Source organism: Bradyrhizobium sp. BRP23, assembly GCF_020194135.1.
GTDB classification, from domain to species: domain Bacteria; phylum Pseudomonadota; class Alphaproteobacteria; order Rhizobiales; family Xanthobacteraceae; genus Bradyrhizobium; species Bradyrhizobium yuanmingense.
The window spans coordinates 358,550-378,802 of record NZ_JADYVW010000002.1 but is presented as its reverse complement, the minus strand read 5'-3'; the positions used below and the strand labels follow the sequence as shown (position 1 = coordinate 378,802).

Below are 20,253 nucleotides of genomic sequence, written 5' to 3'. Positions count from 1 at the left end.
AAGGCTAGTCCTCGTCCTCGACCTTGTCGAAGAAGGAATAGCGCAAGCTGTCCGCGTCGGCGTACCACTGCCCCGGCCCCTTGTTGGCGGCGAGCGTCGCCTCCCACAGCGCATCGGTGCAATCCTTGCGGTGCATCGATAGGTCGAAGCCGTTGCCGAAGAACAGTTCGGACCATTCCCACCAGGTGCCGAGCTTCTTGACTCCGCGCAGGAGGTCGTAGCGGTCGATCAATGCCGGCGCCATGTCCGAGGTGATGGAGCCGAACACGAGGCCGGTCTTGACCACGCGGTTGAGCTCGCGGATCGCGCGGACCACTTGCTTGGGGGAAACGTGGCAGAGGCTGGTCTCGAACACGAAGTCGAACGTGCCGTCCTTGAACGGCATGTCGGTGATCGTGCCGAGCTTGTTGTACTTCTTCAGCGATTTCGGCGTCCTGGCGTGGATCGCGCGGTTGTTCTCGATTCCCCATGCATCGATGCCGCGATCGCGCAGGGCGCCGACCAGTTCGCCGCTGGCGGAGCCCGCGACCAGCAGCTTGGCGCCCGCCGCCCTGCCCCAGACGATGCCGATCAGCTTCGTCAGGTAGTCGGGATCGGTGAAGTGCCGCCATGCCTGATGATAGGGGCCGAGACCGCGATAATTCTCGAAATATTTGCGATCGATCTTGTCCGAGAGCGGCTTGTCGTCCTGCGCGCGCTGGCGGCGCAGGCGCATCATCTCGGTCAGGATGATGTCGGTCGCCGCGTCCGAGGAATCCAGTAGGCCGTTCAGCGTCGAATCGAACAGATAGTCGCCGACCACCACGATGCCGGGGTGCTCCTTCGGCTCGGGCCGGTGATTGGTCATGACGTCGCGCGCGGGCAAACCACCAGGCAGCGCGTTCACCGAGGACAGCCAGCGGTGGATCTTGCCTTCCATAAAGTGCAGACGCGCATCGCCGAGAGAAGCCGGCAGCGATTTCAGGGCGGTCTCGATCAGCTCCTGGTCCGACAGATTGGCAAAAGCCAGTGCGTCAGAGCCGGGAATGAGCCAGTTCAGAACACCATGCTTGCCGACATCGTGACGTGCGCCCTCGTTGTAGACGCAGCAGCCGCCGAAGGCTTCCGACATGAACCAGGCGCCCGGAATCTTGTCGCCCCAGAACGGCTCGTCGAACAGGATCGAGACGCGCAGATAGTGCGCGGGACGGTCGAAATAGGCCACGTGCTTGACCATCGACCTGCGCAGCTGCTCGCCCTCCCAGCCGAGAGTGGCGAGCCAGGAATGCGGCAGGCAGACCAGCACGAGATCGAAGTCACGGGTCTCCGGCCCCTTGCCGTTCATCATCTTGAGCTGATACCGGCCGGTCGGCGCCTTGCCGACGGTGAGCACGCGGTGATTGAGCTGGATGTCGGCATTGACCTCCGACTGCAGGCATTCGATCAGCTGCTCGTTGCCGTTCTGGATGGAATAGAGGCCGATATAGCCGTCGACGTCCATAAGATAGTTCTTGAGCGCGTTGAGCCCGTTGGTGTTGTGGCTCTCGGTCGCGATGTCGGAACGCGCCATCACCTTGAAGAAGCGCTTTGCGGTGACGTCCTCGACCTCCTCGTCGAGCACCTGCTCGGCGGTCTTGTAGGCCCAGGGATGTTCGTTGTCGTGCGCGCCGACGCCCTCGTAATATTCCACCGGCGACATCACCTCGGCGCAACGCTTGCGGAAGGCTTCGATCGCGGCGGCAGTCTTGGCGCCGTATTTGCGGCGCATGCCGGGAACGTCGTTGAGCAGCTCACCGCCGAACTGCACCTGCTCGGCATCCATCGGAATGGTCTGAAGGCCGAAATGCTGGATCAGCTCGCGCAGCGGGTCCGGGCCCGTCATCGAGTAGTCGTAGATCTCGGCAACGCCGGCCTCGTACATCGCGGGCGCCGAATCGAACTTGCGGGTGACGATCTTGCCGCCGAGCCTGTCGGAGGCCTCGTAGATGGTGACGCGGCAGAGGTCGCCGAGCTTGCGCTTCAGGTACCAGGCGCTCATCAGCCCGCCGGGGCCGCCGCCTACGATTGCGAGATCAAGCATGAGAGTTCCGTGGTCTTCCGGCCCTGCCCCCTTGGCGGGACCACCGGTCTAAGGCGCCATAGCACAAGCGCTTTTGCGGCTGAAGGAAAGATGAACAAAGGTTGATCCCGCATCGCAACAAAGCAGCAAAAAGGCCGGCAAAAGCCGGCCTTTTCATTGTCCTCGGTATTCCTACGGATGAACGATCACTCCGCGGGCGGCAGCGCAGGAAGCTCGGCTTCCGGCGCCGGCGACACGACGGCGGCCTGCTTCTCCCGCTCGTCCAGGATCAGCTTGTCGCGCTTCATGGCGACTTCGCGGATCTTGGCCATGGAGGCGCCGGTGCCCGCCGGGATCAGCCGGCCGACGATGACGTTCTCCTTGAGGCCTTCGAGCGGATCGATCTTGCCGTTGACCGCCGCCTCGGTGAGGACGCGGGTGGTCTCCTGGAACGATGCCGCCGAGAAGAAGGAGCGGGTCTGGAGGCTCGCCTTGGTGATGCCGAGCAGAACCGGCGTTCCCGTGGCGGGCTTCTTGCCCTCTTCCTTGGCCTTCACGTTCAGCGCGTCGAACTCGATCTTATCGACCTGCTCGCCGGAGATCATGTCCGTGTCGCCCTGGTCGGTGATTTCCACCTTCTGGAGCATCTGACGGACAATCACCTCGATGTGCTTGTCGTTGATGAGCACGCCCTGCAGCCGGTAGACCTCCTGGATCTCGTTGACCAGATAGGCCGCGAGCTCCTCGATGCCCTTGACCGCGAGGATGTCGTGCGGCGCCGGGTTGCCTTCCACGATGAAGTCGCCCTTTTCGACGACGTCGCCGTCCTGAAGGTGGATGTGCTTGCCCTTCGGGATCAGGTACTCGCGCGGCTCGTCGGTCTTGTCCATCGGCTCGATCGAGATGCGACGCTTGTTCTTGTAGTCGCGCCCGAACCGGATGGTACCCGCGATTTCGGCGATGATCGCCGCATCCTTCGGGCGCCGAGCCTCGAACAGTTCCGCCACCCGCGGCAGACCGCCGGTGATGTCACGCGTCTTGGCGCTTTCGGTCGAGACACGGGCGAGGATGTCGCCCGGCTGGACCTTGGCTCCGATGTCGACCGAGAGAATGGCGTCGACCGACAGCATGTAGCGCGCATCGCCGCCGCGGGCGAGCTTGAGCACCTTGCCGTCCTTGCCCTTGACCACGATGGCCGGACGCAGGTCCGAGCCGCCGCGGGTCGAGCGCCAGTCGATGACCACGCGCTTGGCGATACCGGTGGCCTCGTCGAGCGTTTCCGAGATCGACTGCCCCTCCACCAGATCCTCGAAGCCGATGGTTCCTTCGACCTCGGTGAGCAGCGGACGGGTGTAGGGATCCCACTCGACGATACGCTGGCCGCGCTTGACCATGTCGCCCTCGTCGACGTGCAGGCGCGAACCGTACTGGATACGGTGCGTCGCACGCTCGGTGCCGTCGGCATCGACGATCGCGACAACCATGTTGCGCACCATGGCGATCAGGTGACCTTCGCTGTTGCGGGCGATGGCCTTGTTCCTGATCACGATCTTGCCGTCGAAGTTGGCTTCGACGAAGGACTGCTCGTTGAGCTGCGCCGCACCGCCGATGTGGAAGGTGCGCATGGTGAGCTGGGTGCCCGGCTCGCCGATCGACTGCGCCGCGATAACGCCGACCGCTTCGCCGTGGTTGACCGGCGTGCCGCGGGCGAGGTCGCGGCCGTAGCACTTGCCGCAGATGCCGTTGACGAGCTCGCAGGTCAGCGCCGAGCGGATCTTCACCTCCTGGATGCCGGCCTGGTGGATGGCGTCCACGTGGCTCTCTTCCATCAGCGTATCGCGCTTGACGATCACCTGGCCCGAGCTGTCACGCACGTCTTCGCAGGCCGTGCGTCCGAGGATGCGCGAGCCGAGCGAGGCGACCACGGTACCGGCATCGACGATGGCGCGCATCTTGATGCCGAGCTTGGTGCCGCAGTCGCTCTGCGTGATGATGCAGTCCTGCGCCACGTCGACGAGACGACGGGTCAGGTAGCCGGAGTTCGCGGTCTTCAACGCGGTGTCCGCGAGGCCCTTGCGGGCGCCGTGGGTCGAGTTGAAGTACTCGAGCACCGAGAGGCCTTCCTTGAAGTTCGAGATGATCGGCGTCTCGATGATCTCGCCCGACGGCTTGGCCATCAGGCCGCGCATGCCGGCGAGCTGGCGCATCTGGGCCGGCGAACCGCGGGCACCGGAGTGAGCCATCATGTAGATCGAGTTGATGTCGGCGTCGGCTCCGCTCGCCGTCTTCTTGGTGGCGGAGATCTCCTTCATCATCGCCTTGGCGATTTCTTCCGTGGCCTTCGACCAGGCGTCGACGACCTTGTTGTACTTCTCGCCATGGGTGATCAGGCCGTCGTTGTACTGCTGCTCGAAATCCTTCGCCAGCGTACGGGTGGTGTCGACGATCTTCCACTTGCCGTGCGGCACGACCATGTCGTCCTTGCCGAACGAGATGCCGGCCTTGAACGCGTTGTAGAAGCCGAGCGCCATGATGCGGTCGCAGAAGATCACCGTCTCCTTCTGGCCGCAGTGGCGGTAGACCTGGTCGATGACGCCGGAGATCTCGCGCTTGGTCATCAGCTTGTTGATGATCTCGTAGGAGATGCGCGGGTTCTTCGGCAGCAGATTGCCGAGCATGACGCGGCCGGCGGTGGTCTCGATCCAGCGCTTGGAGACCTTGCCGGTCTCGTCCATGCCTTCCCACCGGTACTTGATCTTGGTGTGGAGGTGGATGACCTTCGCGTGCAGCGCATGCTCGAGCTCGGCCATGTCGCCGAACACCTTACCCTCGCCGGGCAGGCCTTCGCGCATGATCGAGACGTAGTACAGACCGAGCACGATGTCCTGCGACGGCACGATGATCGGCTGGCCGTTCGCGGGATGCAGGATGTTGTTGGTCGACATCATCAGGACGCGCGCTTCCAGCTGCGCTTCGAGCGACAGCGGAACGTGCACGGCCATCTGGTCGCCGTCGAAGTCGGCGTTGAACGCGGAGCAGACCAGCGGGTGAAGCTGGATCGCCTTGCCCTCGATCAGCACGGGCTCGAATGCCTGAATGCCGAGGCGGTGCAGCGTCGGGGCGCGGTTGAGCAGCACCGGATGCTCGCGGATCACCTCGTCCAGGATGTCCCAGACCTCGGGCCGTTCCTTCTCGACCAGCTTCTTGGCCTGCTTCACGGTGGTGGACAGGCCCTTGGCGTCGAGCCGCGAATAGATGAACGGCTTGAACAGCTCGAGCGCCATCTTCTTCGGCAGGCCGCACTGATGCAGGCGCAGCTCGGGACCGACCACGATCACCGAACGGCCCGAATAGTCGACGCGCTTGCCGAGCAGGTTCTGGCGGAAGCGGCCCTGCTTGCCCTTGAGCATGTCGGCGAGCGACTTCAGCGGACGCTTGTTGGCGCCGGTGATGACGCGGCCGCGGCGGCCGTTGTCGAACAGCGCATCGACCGCTTCCTGAAGCATGCGCTTCTCGTTGCGGATGATGATGTCGGGCGCGCGCAGCTCCATCAGCCGCTTCAAGCGGTTGTTGCGGTTGATGACGCGGCGATAGAGGTCGTTGAGATCAGAGGTCGCGAAACGGCCGCCGTCCAGCGGCACCAGCGGACGCAGGTCCGGCGGAATCACCGGGATCACGGTCATGATCATCCATTCCGGCTTGTTGCCGGAATGGCGGAACGCTTCCACGATCTTCAGACGCTTGGCGAGCTTCTTGTGCTTGATGTCGGAGTCGGTCTCCTGCATCTCGGCACGCAGCGAGGCCTCGAGCTTCTCGAGGTCCATGCCCTTGAGCAGCTCGCGGATCGCCTCGGCGCCGATCATGGCGGTGAAGCTGTCCTGGCCGTACTCGTCCTGCGCCTTCAGATACTCGTCTTCCGACAGCAGCTGACGGTCCTTCAGCGCGGTGAGGCCCGGCTCGAGCACGACGTAATATTCGAAGTAGAGGATCCGCTCGAGATCCTTCAGCGTCATGTCGAGCAGGAGGCCGATGCGCGAGGGCAGCGACTTCAGGAACCAGATGTGCGCGACGGGGGCTGCGAGTTCGATATGACCCATGCGCTCGCGCCGGACGCGCGACAGCGTGACCTCGACCGAGCACTTCTCGCAGATGATGCCCTTGTACTTCATGCGCTTGTACTTGCCGCACAAGCACTCGTAGTCCTTGATCGGCCCGAAGATGCGGGCGCAGAACAGGCCGTCGCGCTCGGGCTTGAAGGTACGATAGTTGATGGTCTCCGGCTTCTTGATCTCGCCGTAGGACCAGGACAGAATCTTCTCTGGAGACGCGATCGAGATCCGGATCTGGTCGAAGACCTGAGCCGGCGTCGTCGGGTTGAAGAGATTCATAATTTCTTGGTTCATCGTCTTCTCCTCGCGTGCCGGTCGCCTCCGGCCGCAAATTCGAAAATCACTTCTGCATGGCGCCCTGCCCTCAAGGCCTCGGGCGGGGCGCCGATGCCCGGCCGCGAAGGCCGGGCATGACAGGTCGAATTACTCGGCCGCTTCCGACGTCGGCGCCGGTCCCATCTTGGAGTTGTGCAGGTCGACGTTGAGGCCGAGCGAGCGCATTTCCTTGACCAGCACGTTGAACGATTCCGGAATACCGGCCTCGAACGTGTCGTCGCCGCGCACGATCGCCTCGTACACCTTGGTACGGCCGGCGACGTCGTCCGACTTCACCGTCAGCATCTCCTGGAGCGTGTACGCCGCGCCGTAAGCCTCGAGCGCCCACACCTCCATTTCGCCGAAGCGCTGGCCGCCGAACTGCGCCTTGCCGCCCAGCGGCTGCTGGGTGACGAGCGAGTACGGACCGATCGAACGCGCATGGATCTTGTCGTCGACCAGATGGTGCAGCTTGAGCATGTAGATGTAGCCCACCGTCACCTTGCGATCGAACGGATCGCCGGTGCGGCCGTCATAGACGGTCGACTGACCCGAAGCGTCGAGACCGGCGAGCTTCAGCATCTCCTCGATATCGGCTTCCTTGGCGCCGTCGAACACCGGGGTTGCGATCGGCACGCCGCGGCTGAGGTTATGGCCGAGCTCGAGCAGCTCGTTGTCGTTGAGCGACTTGATCGTCTCGTCCTCGCCGTAGACCTTCTTCAAGGTCTCCTTCAGCGGCTTGATGTCCTGCTTCGACAGGTACGCATCGACGGTCTGGCCGATACGCTTGCCGAGGCCGGCGCAGGCCCAGCCGAGATGGGTCTCGAGGATCTGTCCGACGTTCATGCGCGAAGGCACGCCGAGCGGATTGAGCACGATGTCGGCATGCGTGCCGTCTTCGAGGAACGGCATGTCCTCGATCGGCACGATCTTCGACACCACGCCCTTGTTGCCGTGGCGGCCGGCCATCTTGTCGCCGGGCTGGATCTTGCGCTTCACCGCGACGAAGACCTTGACCATCTTCATCACGCCGGGCGGCAATTCGTCACCGCGCTGAAGCTTCTCGACCTTGTCGAGGAAGCGCTGTTCCAGTCCCTTCTTCGACTCGTCGTACTGCTTCCGCATGGCCTCGATCTCGGCCATCAGCTTGTCGTTGGGCGAAGCGAACAGCCACCATTGCGACTTCGGATACTCCTCGAGCACCGCACGGGTGATCTTGGTGTCCTTCTTGAAGCCCTTGGGACCTGCAATGCCCTGCCGCCCCTCGAGCAGCTCGGCAAGACGGTTGTAGACGTTGCGGTCCAGGATCGCCTGCTCGTCGTCGCGGTCCTTGGCGAGGCGCTCGATCTCCTCCCGCTCGATCGCCAGCGCACGCTCGTCCTTGTCGACGCCGTGGCGGTTGAACACGCGCACTTCGACGATGGTGCCCTGCACGCCCGGGGGAACGCGCAGCGAGGTGTCGCGGACGTCGGAGGCCTTCTCGCCGAAGATGGCGCGCAGCAGCTTCTCTTCCGGCGTCATCGGGCTTTCGCCCTTCGGCGTGATCTTGCCGACCAGGATGTCGCCGGCGCGCACTTCCGCGCCGATGTAGACGATACCGGCTTCGTCGAGGTTCTTCAGCGCTTCTTCCGAGACGTTCGGAATGTCGCGGGTGATTTCCTCAGGTCCGAGCTTGGTGTCGCGGGCCATCACCTCGAACTCCTCGATGTGGATCGAGGTGAAGACGTCCTCCTTCACGATCCGCTCGGAGAGCAGGATCGAGTCTTCGAAGTTGTAGCCGTTCCACGGCATGAACGCGACCAGCACGTTGCGGCCGAGCGCGAGCTCGCCGAGATCGGTCGAAGGACCGTCGGCGATGATGTCGCCCTTCCTGACGACGTCGCCGACCTTCACCAGCGGACGCTGGTTGATGCAGGTCGACTGGTTCGAGCGCTGGTACTTCATGAGGCGGTAGATATCGACGCCCGACTTGGTCGGATCGAGATCTTCCGTGGCGCGGATGACGACGCGGGTCGCATCGATCTGGTCGATCACGCCCGAACGGCGCGCCGCGATCGCAGCGCCCGAGTCACGGGCAACCACGCCCTCCATGCCGGTGCCGACGAACGGCGCCTCGGCGCGAACCAGCGGCACCGCCTGGCGCTGCATGTTCGAGCCCATCAGCGCGCGGTTGGCGTCGTCGTTCTCGAGGAACGGGATCAGCGCCGCGGCGACCGAAACGAGCTGCTTCGGCGACACGTCCATGTAGTCGACCTTGTCGGGCGTCATCGGCACGACGTCGCGGGTGCCGCTCGAACGGCAGACCACGAGGTCTTCGGTGAAGCGGCCCTTGGCGTCGACCGGCACGTTGGCCTGGGCCACGGAATAGCGCCCTTCCTCCATCGCCGACAGGTACACGACCTCGTCGGTGACACGGCCATCCTTGACCTTGCGATACGGCGTCTCGACGAAGCCGTACTTGTTCACGCGCGCGAAGGTCGCGAGCGAGTTGATCAGGCCGATGTTCGGACCTTCCGGCGTCTCGATCGGGCAGATGCGGCCGTAATGCGTCGGGTGCACGTCGCGCACCTCGAAGCCAGCGCGCTCGCGGGTGAGACCGCCCGGTCCGAGCGCCGAGAGGCGGCGCTTGTGGGTGATCTCGCTGAGCGGGTTGGTCTGGTCCATGAACTGCGAGAGCTGCGAGGAGCCGAAGAACTCGCGCACCGCGGCGGCGGCCGGCTTGGCGTTGATCAGGTCCTGCGGCATGACCGTGTCGATGTCGACCGAGGACATGCGCTCCTTGATCGCGCGCTCCATGCGCAACAGGCCGATGCGGTACTGGTTCTCCATGAGCTCGCCGACCGAACGCACGCGGCGGTTGCCGAGATGGTCGATGTCGTCGATCTCGCCCTTGCCGTCGCGCAGATCCACCAGCGTCTTGATGACGGAGAGGATGTCCTCCTTGCGCAGCGTGCGCTGGGTGTCGGGCGCATCGAGGTCGAGGCGCATGTTCATCTTGACGCGGCCGACCGCGGAGAGGTCGTAGCGCTCGGCGTCGAAGAACAGCGACTGGAACATGGCCTGCGCCGATTCCAGCGTTGGCGGCTCGCCCGGACGCATCACGCGGTAGATGTCGAACAGCGCGTCCTCGCGCGTCATGTTCTTGTCGGCCGAGAGCGTGTTGCGGATGTAGGGGCCGACATTGACGTGGTCGATGTCGAGCAGCGGCAGTTCTTTGTAGCCCTGCTCGTTGAGCGCCTTCATCAGCTTGTCGGTGATCTCCTCACCGGCCTCGGCGTGGATCTCACCGGTCTTGGGGTTGACGAGATCCTCGGCGACGTAGTTGCCGACCAGTTCCTCGTCGGCCATGCGCAGCGCCTTCAGCCCCTTCTCCTGGAGCTGGCGGGCGGCGCGGACGGTGAGCTTCTTGCCGGCCTCGAGCACGACCTTGCCGGTGTCGGCATCGATCAGGTCGTTGACCGTGGAGTAGCCGCGGAAGCGGTTGGCGTCGAACGGAACGCGCCAGCCTTCCTTGGTCCGCTTGTAGAGAATCTTCTTGTAGAACGTGGACAGGATCGCCTCGCCGTCGAGGCCGAGGGCGAACATCAGCGACGTCACCGGAATCTTGCGGCGACGGTCGATACGCGCATAGACGATGTCCTTGGCGTCGAACTCGATGTCGAGCCAGGAACCGCGATAGGGGATGACGCGGGCGGCGAACAGCAGCTTGCCCGAGGAATGGGTCTTGCCCTTGTCGTGGTCGAAGAACACGCCGGGCGAACGGTGCATCTGCGAGACGATGACGCGCTCGGTGCCGTTGACGATGAAGGTGCCGTTCATCGTCATGAGCGGGATGTCGCCCATGTAGACGTCCTGCTCCTTGATGTCCTTCACCGACTTCGCGCCGGTTTCCTCGTCGATATCGAACACGATGAGGCGCAGCGTCACCTTGAGGGGCGCAGCGAAGGTCATGCCGCGCTGGCGGCACTCGTCGACGTCGTATTTCGGCTGCTCGAACTCGTAGCGGACGAATTCCAGCATCGAGGTGCCGGAGAAGTCGGAGATCGGAAACACCGAGCGGAACACCGCCTGCAGACCCTCGTCGAGACGTCCGCCCTGGGGTTCGTCCACCATCAGGAACTGGTCATAGGACGCCTTCTGAACCTCGATGAGGTTCGGCATCTCGGCGACTTCCTTGATGTGTCCGAAGAACTTGCGAACGCGTTTGCGACCGGTGAATGTCTGCTGCGCCATCGTGGCCTCTCATTTTCGTCGCCCGCCCTGGGCGCACCGTCCGGACCGCGGCTGCCACCGCTTTCCGGGTTGAATTTTCGAACCCGTCTTGGGGGGCCGGAGACGCAGTTTCAGGCGCCGATGTCCTGAATCTGTTCTTCAGACCTTCAAAACGCAAAACGACGCGCGGGGCGCAGATGCGCGCCCGCCCGTCACAACGATCATCTTCACGGACTGCAAAAGCCCGAAATAGCCTGCTCTCCCAACGGCTTACAGGGAAATCCGGCATCCCTGCCCACCGCGCTTTCGTGCTGCCGACCCGATATGGGGCGACAATAGTGCAGATTCGAGGGTCAAACCCTCAAATCCCCACACTTTTTCGTGTTTGGCCTGCGTCGGATCGTTCCGTCGCACGCCTTTTGCATTCCGGTCCACCCTCTCGAAGGGGGACCAGGATCCCGGGCAGAGCCGTTGCCCGCCCGGGATCCCGCCAGTAAGCAGTGCTTACTTGAGCTCGACCTTGGCGCCAGCCTTCTCGAGCTGGGCCTTGATCTTGTCGGCTTCGTCCTTGTTCACGCCTTCCTTCAGCGGCTTCGGAGCACCCTCGACGAGGTCCTTTGCTTCCTTCAGGCCGAGACCGGTGATGGCGCGGACTTCCTTGATGACCTCGATCTTCTTGTCGCCGGCGCTGGCGAGAACGACCGTGAACTCAGTCTTCTCTTCCGCCGGAGCGGCAGCACCGCCGCCGCCAGCGGCCGGGCCGGCCACGGCGACAGCCGCGGCAGCCGAAACGCCCCACTTCTCTTCGAGGAGCTTCGCGAGTTCGGCAGCTTCGAGCACGGTCAGGCTCGAGAGGTCGTCAACGATCTTCTGCAGGTCAGCCATTGTTCAGTTTCCTTAACTGTAAGTCTGGTTCGGGTTTGAGTTTTGCGAAGGGCGTCAGGCCGCTTCGCCCTTTGAGGCATGAGCCTGGATGACGCGCGCGAGCTTGCCCGCGGGCGCGTTGGCGAGCTGGGCCAGCTTGGTCGCCGGGGCCACGATGAGGCCGACGATCTTGCCGCGCAGTTCGTCAAGCGACGGCAGCGAGGCAAGCGCCTTCACGCCATCGACATTCAGGACGGTCTTCCCCATCGATCCGCCGACGATGACGAACTTTTCGTTCGCCTTGGCGAATTCGATGGCGACCTTTGGCGCCGCTACCGGATCGTTCGAAGTCGCGATCACGGTCGGCCCCTTCAGCATGGGGCCGATGGCAACGACGTCAGTGCCTTCAAGAGCAATTTTGGCGAGACGGTTCTTCGAGACCTTCACCGCGGCACCCGCCTGCTTCATCTGCTGGCGCAGCTTCTGCATCTGGGCGACGGTGAGGCCGGAATATTGAGCAACGATCGCGACGCTCGTGGTCTTGAAGACCTCGTTGAGCTGTTCGACCGCTTCTTTTTTTGCCGCTCGTTCCACAGCAAGCTCTCTCCGGTTGGCGGTCATCGCGAGAAGCGGGACCGCCGGGTTGCACCCATCGTCCCGCCCAAACCTGAACCTCCGGGTCAAAAACCCATCGGACACGCCGGGCAAGACGACAATTCAAAGCCTGCCCTCCGGGAGCCCAAGGGCCCACGGCGTGTCGAGGTCCGAACCAGACCCGTTTCGCAAAACCAGCCCTTAAAGCTGGATGCGAAGTGAAATCCGGTCTTCACCCGTCTATGCAGGCCATGCGATTAAGCCGTTGAGGAATCGAGATTCCCCGCGGGCGCCTGCAGTCTTGGACAGGACGAGGTCAGCCGGCGAACCGCCCGACCTCTGCCCGCATCCCTGCCAAAAGACGGATCTTCCTTCCTTTTCGGGCAAATCCTCACGGACGTCCTGAAAAGGAATGATCTCCTGTCGTGTCGGGTTTTCGGAATGCGTGCACGAACGCGCCAGCCGAGGCCGGCACGTCCGGAGGCGGTTCTTTAACCGCTCGGAGCCTGCTTGCCAAGAGCAAAATTCACACCAGTTCCAATCGATTGGCGGTTGGCCTTGAGATGGCCCAACAAGGGCCGATTCAGGCCGATTTGATCCGGTACGGCAGCGTTTTGCCCTCGAAGAACGCGGTCAGGTTGGCCAGCACGCAGTTCTGCATGGCGACGTGCGAATCCAGGGTGTGGCCGCCGATATGCGGGGCGAACACCACGTTGGGGAGTTCGGTCAGGGCGTCAGGCGCGTGCGGTTCCTTCTCGAAGACGTCGAGGCCCGCCCCCGCGATGGTCTTGTCGGTGAGCGCCGCGACCAGGGCCTTCTCGTCGATGACGGAGCCGCGGGAGATGTTGACGACGTAGCCCTCCGCCCCGAGGCGCCTGAGGATATCGGCGTTGACGGCATGTTGGGTCTCGGCCCCTGCCCGCACCGCGATCATCAGGACGCTGCACCAATCGGCGAGCGCCTCCAGGGTCTGAAAGTACTGATAGGGCAGATCATACCGGGTGCGGCTGAAATAGCCGACCTCGCTCTCGAAAGCAGCACAGCGCGCGGCGATCTTGCGGCCGATCTCACCCATGCCGTAGATGCCGATGCGGCGGCCGGGCATGCCGGCCTGGGGACGCATCATCGGCGACTGTTTCGAGGCCGCCCAATCGCCGCTGCGGACATATTGGTCGGCCACCAAAATCCGCCGCGTCGTCGCCAGCATCAAGGTCATCGCGATGTCGGCGACAGAAGCCGCATTGGCACCTGGGCTGTGACCGACCGCGATGTTCCGGCTGGCCGCCGCCTTCAGGTCGACGCCATCATAGCCAGTCCCATAGCAGACGATGGCGCCGAGCTTCGGAAACAGGTCCATCGCCTCCGCACCGAGTGGCGAGCCGCCAGCAGTCAGCAGTGCGCGGATGCCGCCCAGCTCCTCCGCCGGAAACACCTCCCGCACGGGCTTGCCGCCGGTGTCGAGCAGCTCGAACCGCTCGGCGAAGCGCGCCATCATCGACTTGGGAAAGCGCGAGTAGATCAGGACCTTGTCAGCCATTGTTGTTGTTTCCGAAGAGCGCCGCCACAAACGACGAGGGGCGGAATCGGTCGCCCGATCCCGCCCCTCGCCTCATGCAATTTCCAAACCTCAGCCGAGAATGGTGCCCGGCTCGACCTTCACGCCCGGGCCCATCGTCGAGGACACTGCAACGCGCTGGATGTAAGTGCCCTTGGAACCGGCCGGCTTCGCCTTGGAGACCGCGTCAGCCAGAGCCTTGATGTTCTCGACCAGCTTCTCCTCGGAGAACGAGGCCTTGCCGACGCCGGCCTGCAGGATGCCGGCCTTCTCGACGCGGAACTCGACCGAGCCGCCCTTGGCGCCCTTCACCGCACCGGTGACGTCCATGGTCACGGTACCGATCTTCGGGTTCGGCATCAGGCCGCGCGGGCCGAGCACCTTACCGAGGCGGCCGACCAGCGGCATCATGTCGGGGGTGGCGATACAGCGGTCGAAATCGATCGTGCCGTTCTGCACCTTTTCGACCAGGTCCTCGGCGCCGACGACGTCGGCACCGGCGGCCTTGGCTTCATCGGCCTTGGCGCCGCGGGCGAACACGCCGACGCGGAGCGTACGGCCGGTGCCGTTCGGCAGGGTAACGACGCCGCGGACCATCTGGTCGGCGTGGCGCGGATCGACGCCGAGATTGATCGCGACCTCGATGGTCTCGTCGAACTTCGCTTTCGCGCGTTCCTTGACCATCTTGATGGCGTCCGCGAGCGGGTAAAGCTTTTCGCGGTCAATGCCTTCGCGGGCTTTGTTCAAACGCTTTCCGATTGCCATGGCCGCTTACCCCGCAACTTCCAGACCCATCGAACGGGCCGAGCCCTCGACCATCTTCATGGCCGATTCGATGGTGTCGCAATTCAAGTCCTTCATCTTCTTCTCGGCGATCTCGCGCACCTGCGCCTTGGTCACCTTGCCGGCCTTGTCGCGGCCCGGCGCCTTCGAGCCGGACTGGATTTTTGCAGCCTGCTTGAGGAAGTAGGACATCGGCGGCGTCTTCATCTCGAAGGTGAAGGAACGGTCCGCATAGATGGTGATGATCACCGGGATCGGGGTGTTCTTCTCTTCCTTCTGGGTCTGGGCGTTGAACGCCTTGCAGAACTCCATGATGTTGAGACCGCGCTGACCGAGCGCGGGACCGATCGGGGGCGAGGGATTCGCCGCACCGGCCGGGACCTGAAGCTTCAGGTATCCGGTCACTTTCTTTGCCATGTATCACTCCTGTTGTGCCGGCAGGACCGGCGGTTTCAGGTTCGTGGTCTGGGTCGGATGCGGCTGGCAACCGCCCCCCCCCTCCCACGGCCTCTTGTTGCGCGAGACCGAAGCCTCCCGCGTTACCCGATCAGACCTTCTCGACCTGACCGAATTCCAGCTCGACCGGCGTCGCGCGGCCGAAGATCGACACGGCGACCTTCACGCGCGAGCGCGCCTCATCGATCTCCTCGACCACACCCGAGAACGAGGCGAACGGGCCGTCGGCCACGCGCACGTTCTCGCCGATCTCGAACGACACCGACGCCTTCGGCCGTTCCACGCCCTCCTGCACCTGGTGCAGGATGCGCATGGCCTCGGCTTCCGAGATCGGCATCGGCTTGTTCTCGGCGCCGAGGAAGCCCGTGACCTTCGGCGTGTTCTTGATCAGATGGAACGCCTCGTCGGTCAGCTTCATCTTCACCAGCACGTAGCCGGGGAAGAACTTGCGCTCGGCGTCGATCTTGCGGCCGCGGCGCACTTCCGTGACCTTCTCGGTCGGAACCAGCACCAGCTCGAACAGCTCCTCGAGCCCGCGCTGCTTGGCCTGCTCGCGGATCGATTCGGCGACCTTCTTCTCGAAGTTCGAATAGGCGTGGACGATGTACCAGCGCTTGTCGGACACTTGAGCGGTTGCTGTTGCCATCATTGAATGCCCAGGAGGAAGGTGACGAGGTAGCGAATGATCAGGTCGGCGGCGAAGAAGAAGATCGAAGCCACCGCGACCATGACGAACACCATGATGGTGGTGATCGTGGTCTCACGGCGGGTCGGCCAGGTGACCTTGGCAGTCTCCGAGCGCACTTCCTGCAAGAACTTGAACGGGCTGACTGCCATCGCTTGAGGTCCAGCGTCCGTCGACAGACGCAAATGAATTTCAGGGATCCGAACAGCCGCCGTTGGCCCAGCCCTCTGTCTCGAAGGATGAGCCGGAAACCGGGCTCGATTGTTCGGGGATTTCAAGGCCGCGCCGGAAATCCGCGTCTAACGGGCCGGCTGCGAGTGCCGGGTATCTACTGCGGATGCGGCCAAAGGTCAAGGTAGAGAGAGTTCGCCCCGGGCAGGCCGCCCTCCCCCCGAGGGTCGTGCAGAGGCCATGTGGATCAAGGACTTGTCGACCGCCCGGAACGCGCCATCCCATCCCCGGCAAGGCTAATCGGGAGCCGTCAGTCGGCCCGGTCGACCATGGAAATCCCCGGCAGCGGCACCACGAACTTCCCGCCTTCGGCGAAATAGCGGGCGTGCTTGGCCCGGATCGGGTCGACATAGCGCCAGGCGAAGACCACGACGAACGCGGGCTTGCGCTCGTAGAGAGCGGCAGGCGGCAGGATCGGGATGTCATAGCCGGGGCCCGCCATCACCTTCCCCTTGTTGGGATCGTCGTCCACGAGGAAGTCGATCTTGTTCTCCAGGCCGAACTGCGGCAGCAGCGTCGTGGTGCCCACCGAGACGCCATAGCCGGCGACCAGCTCACCGCGCGCATGGGCGGCATCGGCCATCGCGACCAATTCGTCACGGATGGCGGCGATCCTCTTCACGTACGGCACATAATAGGCCGGCTGATCGACGCCGAGCCGGTCTTCCTCGGCAACGAAACGCGCGACCTCGGCCGACGGTTTCTTGGCGCCGCCGGCGCGCTGCACGGTCACGCGGATCGAGCCGCCCTTGGTCCAGATGTGCTGGACGTCGATCAGCTCCATGCCCAGCCGGGCGAAGAAACGGATCAGCGGCTTGATGTTAAAATACGACAGATGCTCGTGATAGACGGTATCGAGCAGGTTCTTCTCGGTGACGTCGACGCCGTATTGCGTTTCGAAGACGAACAATCCGTCCGGCGCGAGTACGTCGCGAACCCCGATCACCAGCGGATCCAGATTGTCGACATTGGCGATCATGTTGTTGGCGATCACGACGCTCGCCGCGCCATGGCTCTGCAGGATGCGGCGACCAACGGCATCGGTGAAGAAATCGCCGATGGTCTCGATGCCCGCCTCCGTGGCGCGCCGCGCGATGTCGACGGCGGGATCAACACCCAGCACCCGCATCCCCCGCTCCTTGAAGAAGCCGAGCAGCGATCCGTCATTGCTGCCGAGCTCGACCACCAGCGAACCCGACGCAATGCCGAAACGGCTGACGACGTCGTCGGCATAGGTAGCGAAATGCTCGCGCAGGCCGAGTGAGAGCGAGGTGGTATAGACATAGTTTCGGTACTGGATCTCCGGATTGCCGACATGGAGGATCTGGAGGTGGCCGCAGTCCCGGCACAGATGCAGCGCCATCGGGACCGCAGCACGGAAGACGGGATCGTCGACGCTGGCGTTCGGCACCTGGAAGTTCGGCGTGCCGATCGGCATGCCCGCCATCGGGACAACCAGCTCTTGCTTGTCGGAATGACAGAGGCGGCAGGTATTGCGGAGGTAGAACAGGTTTTTCATCGTGCAACCGAAGAATGAGTTACGCGCGCGAGTGAAGTAATCCCACCCTGTGAAGACCAGATCGGCAACGGGCTCCAGGGGGTCATGGATGGCTCGAGGCCTCGTTGCCCAGCCCGTAGCCGGGCGCGTCCTCCGCCGCCTTGGCCGCCTTGTCGGCCGAATACGAGCCGCGCTCCGGACTTGCCAGCCAGATGACGCCACCGACGAGTCCAATGATCACGCTGATGGCGCCCAGCAAGAGCGATACCGACAGCGCCTGCTCGGACGGCACACCCGCCAGACCAAGGCAGGCGACCATCGCTCCCTCGCGAACGCCCCAGCCGCTGATCGAGATGGGGACCGCCGTCAACAGCACCACCGGCGGAATCAGGATGCCGGCATCGAGGATCGAGAGCTGCGCTCCGACGCCGCGCGCCAAAGCGTAGCAAGCCGCGGCGGTGACGAGATGGATGAGGAGCGCCGATCCGAGCAGCAGCGCACGGCGCTCGGACTGCAGGAGCAAAAACCTGACCAGCGTTCCGAACCGGACGAAGCTCGCAATCGCTGGAAGCGCGATGAAGCGCTTCGGCAGACGGTCGAGAGTCAACAGGACCAGCGTGCCGACGACGCCGGCCACCGTCAGTCCGCCGATGGCCAGGATCGCAGCGTGATTCGACACGCGCGACAGCAGAAACGGCAATCCGGCCACCATCAACACGATCAGTCCGATCAATGCCGTAAAGCGGTCGGCAGCGACGCCCTTGACCGCCTCCGGCCACTGCACGTCGCGCTGGCGCAGCAGCCAGATCCGCACCGCGTCACCGCCGACCGACGACGGCAACACCTGGTTGAACCACAGGCTGATCATGAGGATCCGCCAGCCGGCGAGCCAATCCAGCGACACGCCGAGCGCGCGCATGATCAGCTCCCACCGGCCGTTGAGCACGAAGGTCTGAAAGAAGATCAGCGCAAGCGCGACGGCGAACAGGACCGGATCGACCGAGACGAGATGGTCGCGCAGCTGGCGCAGGTCGAGGCCACGCGCGATGTAGACCAGCACGGCGATCGACAGCAGCAGCTTCACCGAAAACAGGGCCGCATGCTTGAATCGCGACTGCATCGGATGCCCGCCTCAGGACGCCGGATATTCCGCGCGACCGATGATGAGGTCGATTGCGGCCATCATCCAGAACTGGTGCGTGGTCTCGACAATGTTGTAGCTGCGGCTGTCGACCCAGAAATTGACGTCGCCGAGATTGCGCAGCGGATTGTCCGCGTTCATGCCCGACAACGTGATCACGTCGAGCTTCATCTGGCGCGCCTGCGCGACCGCGTTGAGGATGTTCTTCGAACGCCCCGACGAGCTGATCGCGACGAGGCAATCGCCGGCGCGCGCGTTCAGCCGCACGGCGTGCGCGATCCAGTCCTCGAACCCGTAATCGTTGGCAAGGCACGACATCATGCTCGCATCGCTGAAGCAGAGTGCGGGCACCGACGCATTCTTCGCCAGATCGATCGCCAGATGCGAAGCGATGCCGGCCGACCCGCCGTTGCCGATGAAGATGACGCGACCGCCCTGCTCACGCGTGCGCAACCAGGACGCGCGCGTTGCGGAGATCCTCGCAAAAACACCGTCGTCGACCGCCGTCGCGCGATGCAGGCGCCCCATGTAATCGTCGAGGAAAGCCTTGTGATCGGGATCGACGGATTCGACAGGCATAGGCTGACGGCTCGATTGCAACATCACCGGGTGATACCGGCTATTACCAAGGATTGCAAAGGTATATTACTTGCAAAGTTTGCGGGCGACTGATAGTCGGCTTTTCGGGTTTCACTCAACATTGGCGAGCCTATTTCGCTGGGCATTCGCGTCACGGATGTTCCCCATGAAATGCATCGTTACTGGTGGCGCCGGCTTCATTGGAAGTCACCTCGTCGATCGCCTGCTCGATGACGGCCATGAGGTCATTGCGCTCGATAATTTCGTGATCGGACGCGCTGAAAACCTCGCCGCACGCGCCGGTTCGAGCCAGTTGCAGGTCGTGCGGGCGGACGTCACCGAACTGGACGCGATCAAACCGTATTTTCACGGAGTAGATTGGGTCTTCCATCTCGCCGCGCTGGCGGACATCGTACCCTCGATCGAATCACCGATCCCCTATCACCGCGCCAATGTCGACGGCACGGTCAACGTTCTCGAAGCGGCGCGGCACGCGGGCGCCAGCCGCTTCATCTATGCGGCTTCCTCCTCCTGCTACGGCATTCCGGATGTCTATCCCACGCCGGAAAGCGCCGAGATCCGGCCGATGTATCCCTACGCGCTCACCAAGAATCTCGGCGAGCAATGCGTCATGCACTGGTGCCAGGTCTACAAGCTGCCCGCCGTGGCGTTGCGCCTGTTCAACGTGTTCGGACCGCGCCATCGCACCACCGGCACCTACGGCGCCGTGTTCGGCGTGTTCATGGCACAGAAGCTCGCGGGCAAGCCCTTCACGGTGGTCGGCGACGGCGAGCAGACGCGCGACTTCACCTTCGTCAGCGACGTCGCCGATGCCTTCGTGACCGCCGCGCACTCCGATGTCTCGCACGAGATCTTCAATGTCGGCTCGGACAACACCTACAGCGTGAACCGCCTGGTCGATCTCCTCGGCGGCGACAAGGTCCACATTCCCAAGCGCCCGGGCGAGCCCGACTGCACCTACGCCGACATCAGCAAGATCAAGCGGGTCCTGAAATGGGCGCCGAAGGTGAAGTTCGAGGACGGCGTCGCGACGATGTTGAAATCGATGGACCAGTACAAGGACGCTCCGCTCTGGACGGTGGACAAGATCGCCGACGCCACCAAGGACTGGTTCAAATATCTCGGTGACGACGAGGCCACCCCGCAGAAGGCAAGCCGTTGAGCAGATTCGT

The 20,253-nt window shown here is 63.6% G+C and carries 14 protein-coding genes; 1 reads left to right on the top strand and 13 read right to left on the bottom strand.

Annotation, left to right across the window (positions count from 1 at the left end; genetic code table 11):
• Nucleotides 1-4 precede the first annotated feature (4 nt).
• The 13 genes from I6F24_RS06150 to I6F24_RS06090 form a co-directional block, all read right to left on the bottom strand.
• Nucleotides 5-2,059, bottom strand: a complete 2,055-nt coding sequence (locus tag I6F24_RS06150; RefSeq protein WP_225151404.1) for an FAD-dependent oxidoreductase — start codon at nt 2,057-2,059, stop codon at nt 5-7.
• A gap of 185 nt (nt 2,060-2,244) precedes the next feature.
• Nucleotides 2,245-6,441, bottom strand: a complete 4,197-nt coding sequence (gene rpoC, locus I6F24_RS06145; RefSeq protein WP_036011015.1) for a DNA-directed RNA polymerase subunit beta' — start codon at nt 6,439-6,441, stop codon at nt 2,245-2,247.
• Between the two features lie 129 nt (nt 6,442-6,570).
• Nucleotides 6,571-10,695, bottom strand: a complete 4,125-nt coding sequence (gene rpoB, locus I6F24_RS06140; protein WP_036027612.1) for a DNA-directed RNA polymerase subunit beta — start codon at nt 10,693-10,695, stop codon at nt 6,571-6,573.
• A gap of 483 nt (nt 10,696-11,178) precedes the next feature.
• The gene (gene rplL, locus I6F24_RS06135; protein ID WP_036027614.1) at nt 11,179-11,559 is read right to left on the bottom strand and encodes a 50S ribosomal protein L7/L12; all 381 of its coding nucleotides are present in this window, start codon (nt 11,557-11,559) and stop codon (nt 11,179-11,181) included.
• 54 nt (nt 11,560-11,613) lie between these two features.
• Entirely contained in the window at nt 11,614-12,132 is a 519-nt protein-coding gene (gene rplJ / locus I6F24_RS06130) for a 50S ribosomal protein L10 (RefSeq protein ID WP_036010998.1), read from the bottom strand.
• A gap of 583 nt (nt 12,133-12,715) precedes the next feature.
• Entirely contained in the window at nt 12,716-13,669 is a 954-nt protein-coding gene (locus I6F24_RS06125) for a 2-hydroxyacid dehydrogenase (RefSeq protein WP_036027615.1), read from the bottom strand.
• Between the two features lie 90 nt (nt 13,670-13,759).
• The gene (rplA, locus tag I6F24_RS06120; RefSeq protein ID WP_025037003.1) at nt 13,760-14,452 is read right to left on the bottom strand and encodes a 50S ribosomal protein L1; all 693 of its coding nucleotides are present in this window, start codon (nt 14,450-14,452) and stop codon (nt 13,760-13,762) included.
• 6 nt (nt 14,453-14,458) lie between these two features.
• Nucleotides 14,459-14,887, bottom strand: coding sequence for a 50S ribosomal protein L11 (rplK, locus tag I6F24_RS06115; RefSeq protein WP_011088164.1), 429 nt, complete (start codon nt 14,885-14,887; stop codon nt 14,459-14,461).
• Between the two features lie 130 nt (nt 14,888-15,017).
• Nucleotides 15,018-15,572 carry a transcription termination/antitermination protein NusG gene (nusG, locus tag I6F24_RS06110; RefSeq protein WP_018647229.1) on the bottom strand — a complete coding sequence of 185 codons (555 nt, stop codon included), beginning with the start codon at nt 15,570-15,572 and terminating at the stop codon, nt 15,018-15,020.
• On the bottom strand, nt 15,572-15,763 hold the full coding sequence (secE, locus tag I6F24_RS06105; protein WP_036010992.1) for a preprotein translocase subunit SecE: 192 nt from the start codon (nt 15,761-15,763) through the stop codon (nt 15,572-15,574). The genes nusG and secE overlap by 1 nt, the downstream gene beginning before the upstream one ends.
• 329 nt (nt 15,764-16,092) lie before the next feature.
• A complete protein-coding gene (locus I6F24_RS06100; RefSeq protein WP_036027618.1) occupies nt 16,093-17,361 on the bottom strand; it encodes a class I SAM-dependent methyltransferase in 1,269 nt (422 codons plus the stop codon).
• Nucleotides 17,362-17,443: 82 nt separating this feature from the next.
• On the bottom strand, nt 17,444-18,460 hold the full coding sequence (locus tag I6F24_RS06095) for a lysylphosphatidylglycerol synthase transmembrane domain-containing protein (protein ID WP_036027619.1): 1,017 nt from the start codon (nt 18,458-18,460) through the stop codon (nt 17,444-17,446).
• Nucleotides 18,461-18,472: 12 nt separating this feature from the next.
• Entirely contained in the window at nt 18,473-19,060 is a 588-nt protein-coding gene (locus I6F24_RS06090; RefSeq protein WP_225151402.1) for an SIS domain-containing protein, read from the bottom strand.
• Between the two features lie 166 nt (nt 19,061-19,226).
• On the opposite strand from I6F24_RS06090, the gene I6F24_RS06085 reads away from it, so the two are divergent.
• Nucleotides 19,227-20,243: an SDR family oxidoreductase gene (locus tag I6F24_RS06085; RefSeq protein ID WP_036027624.1), complete on the top strand. Its 1,017-nt coding sequence runs from the start codon at nt 19,227-19,229 to the stop codon at nt 20,241-20,243.
• The last annotated feature ends 10 nt before the right edge of the window (nt 20,244-20,253 follow it).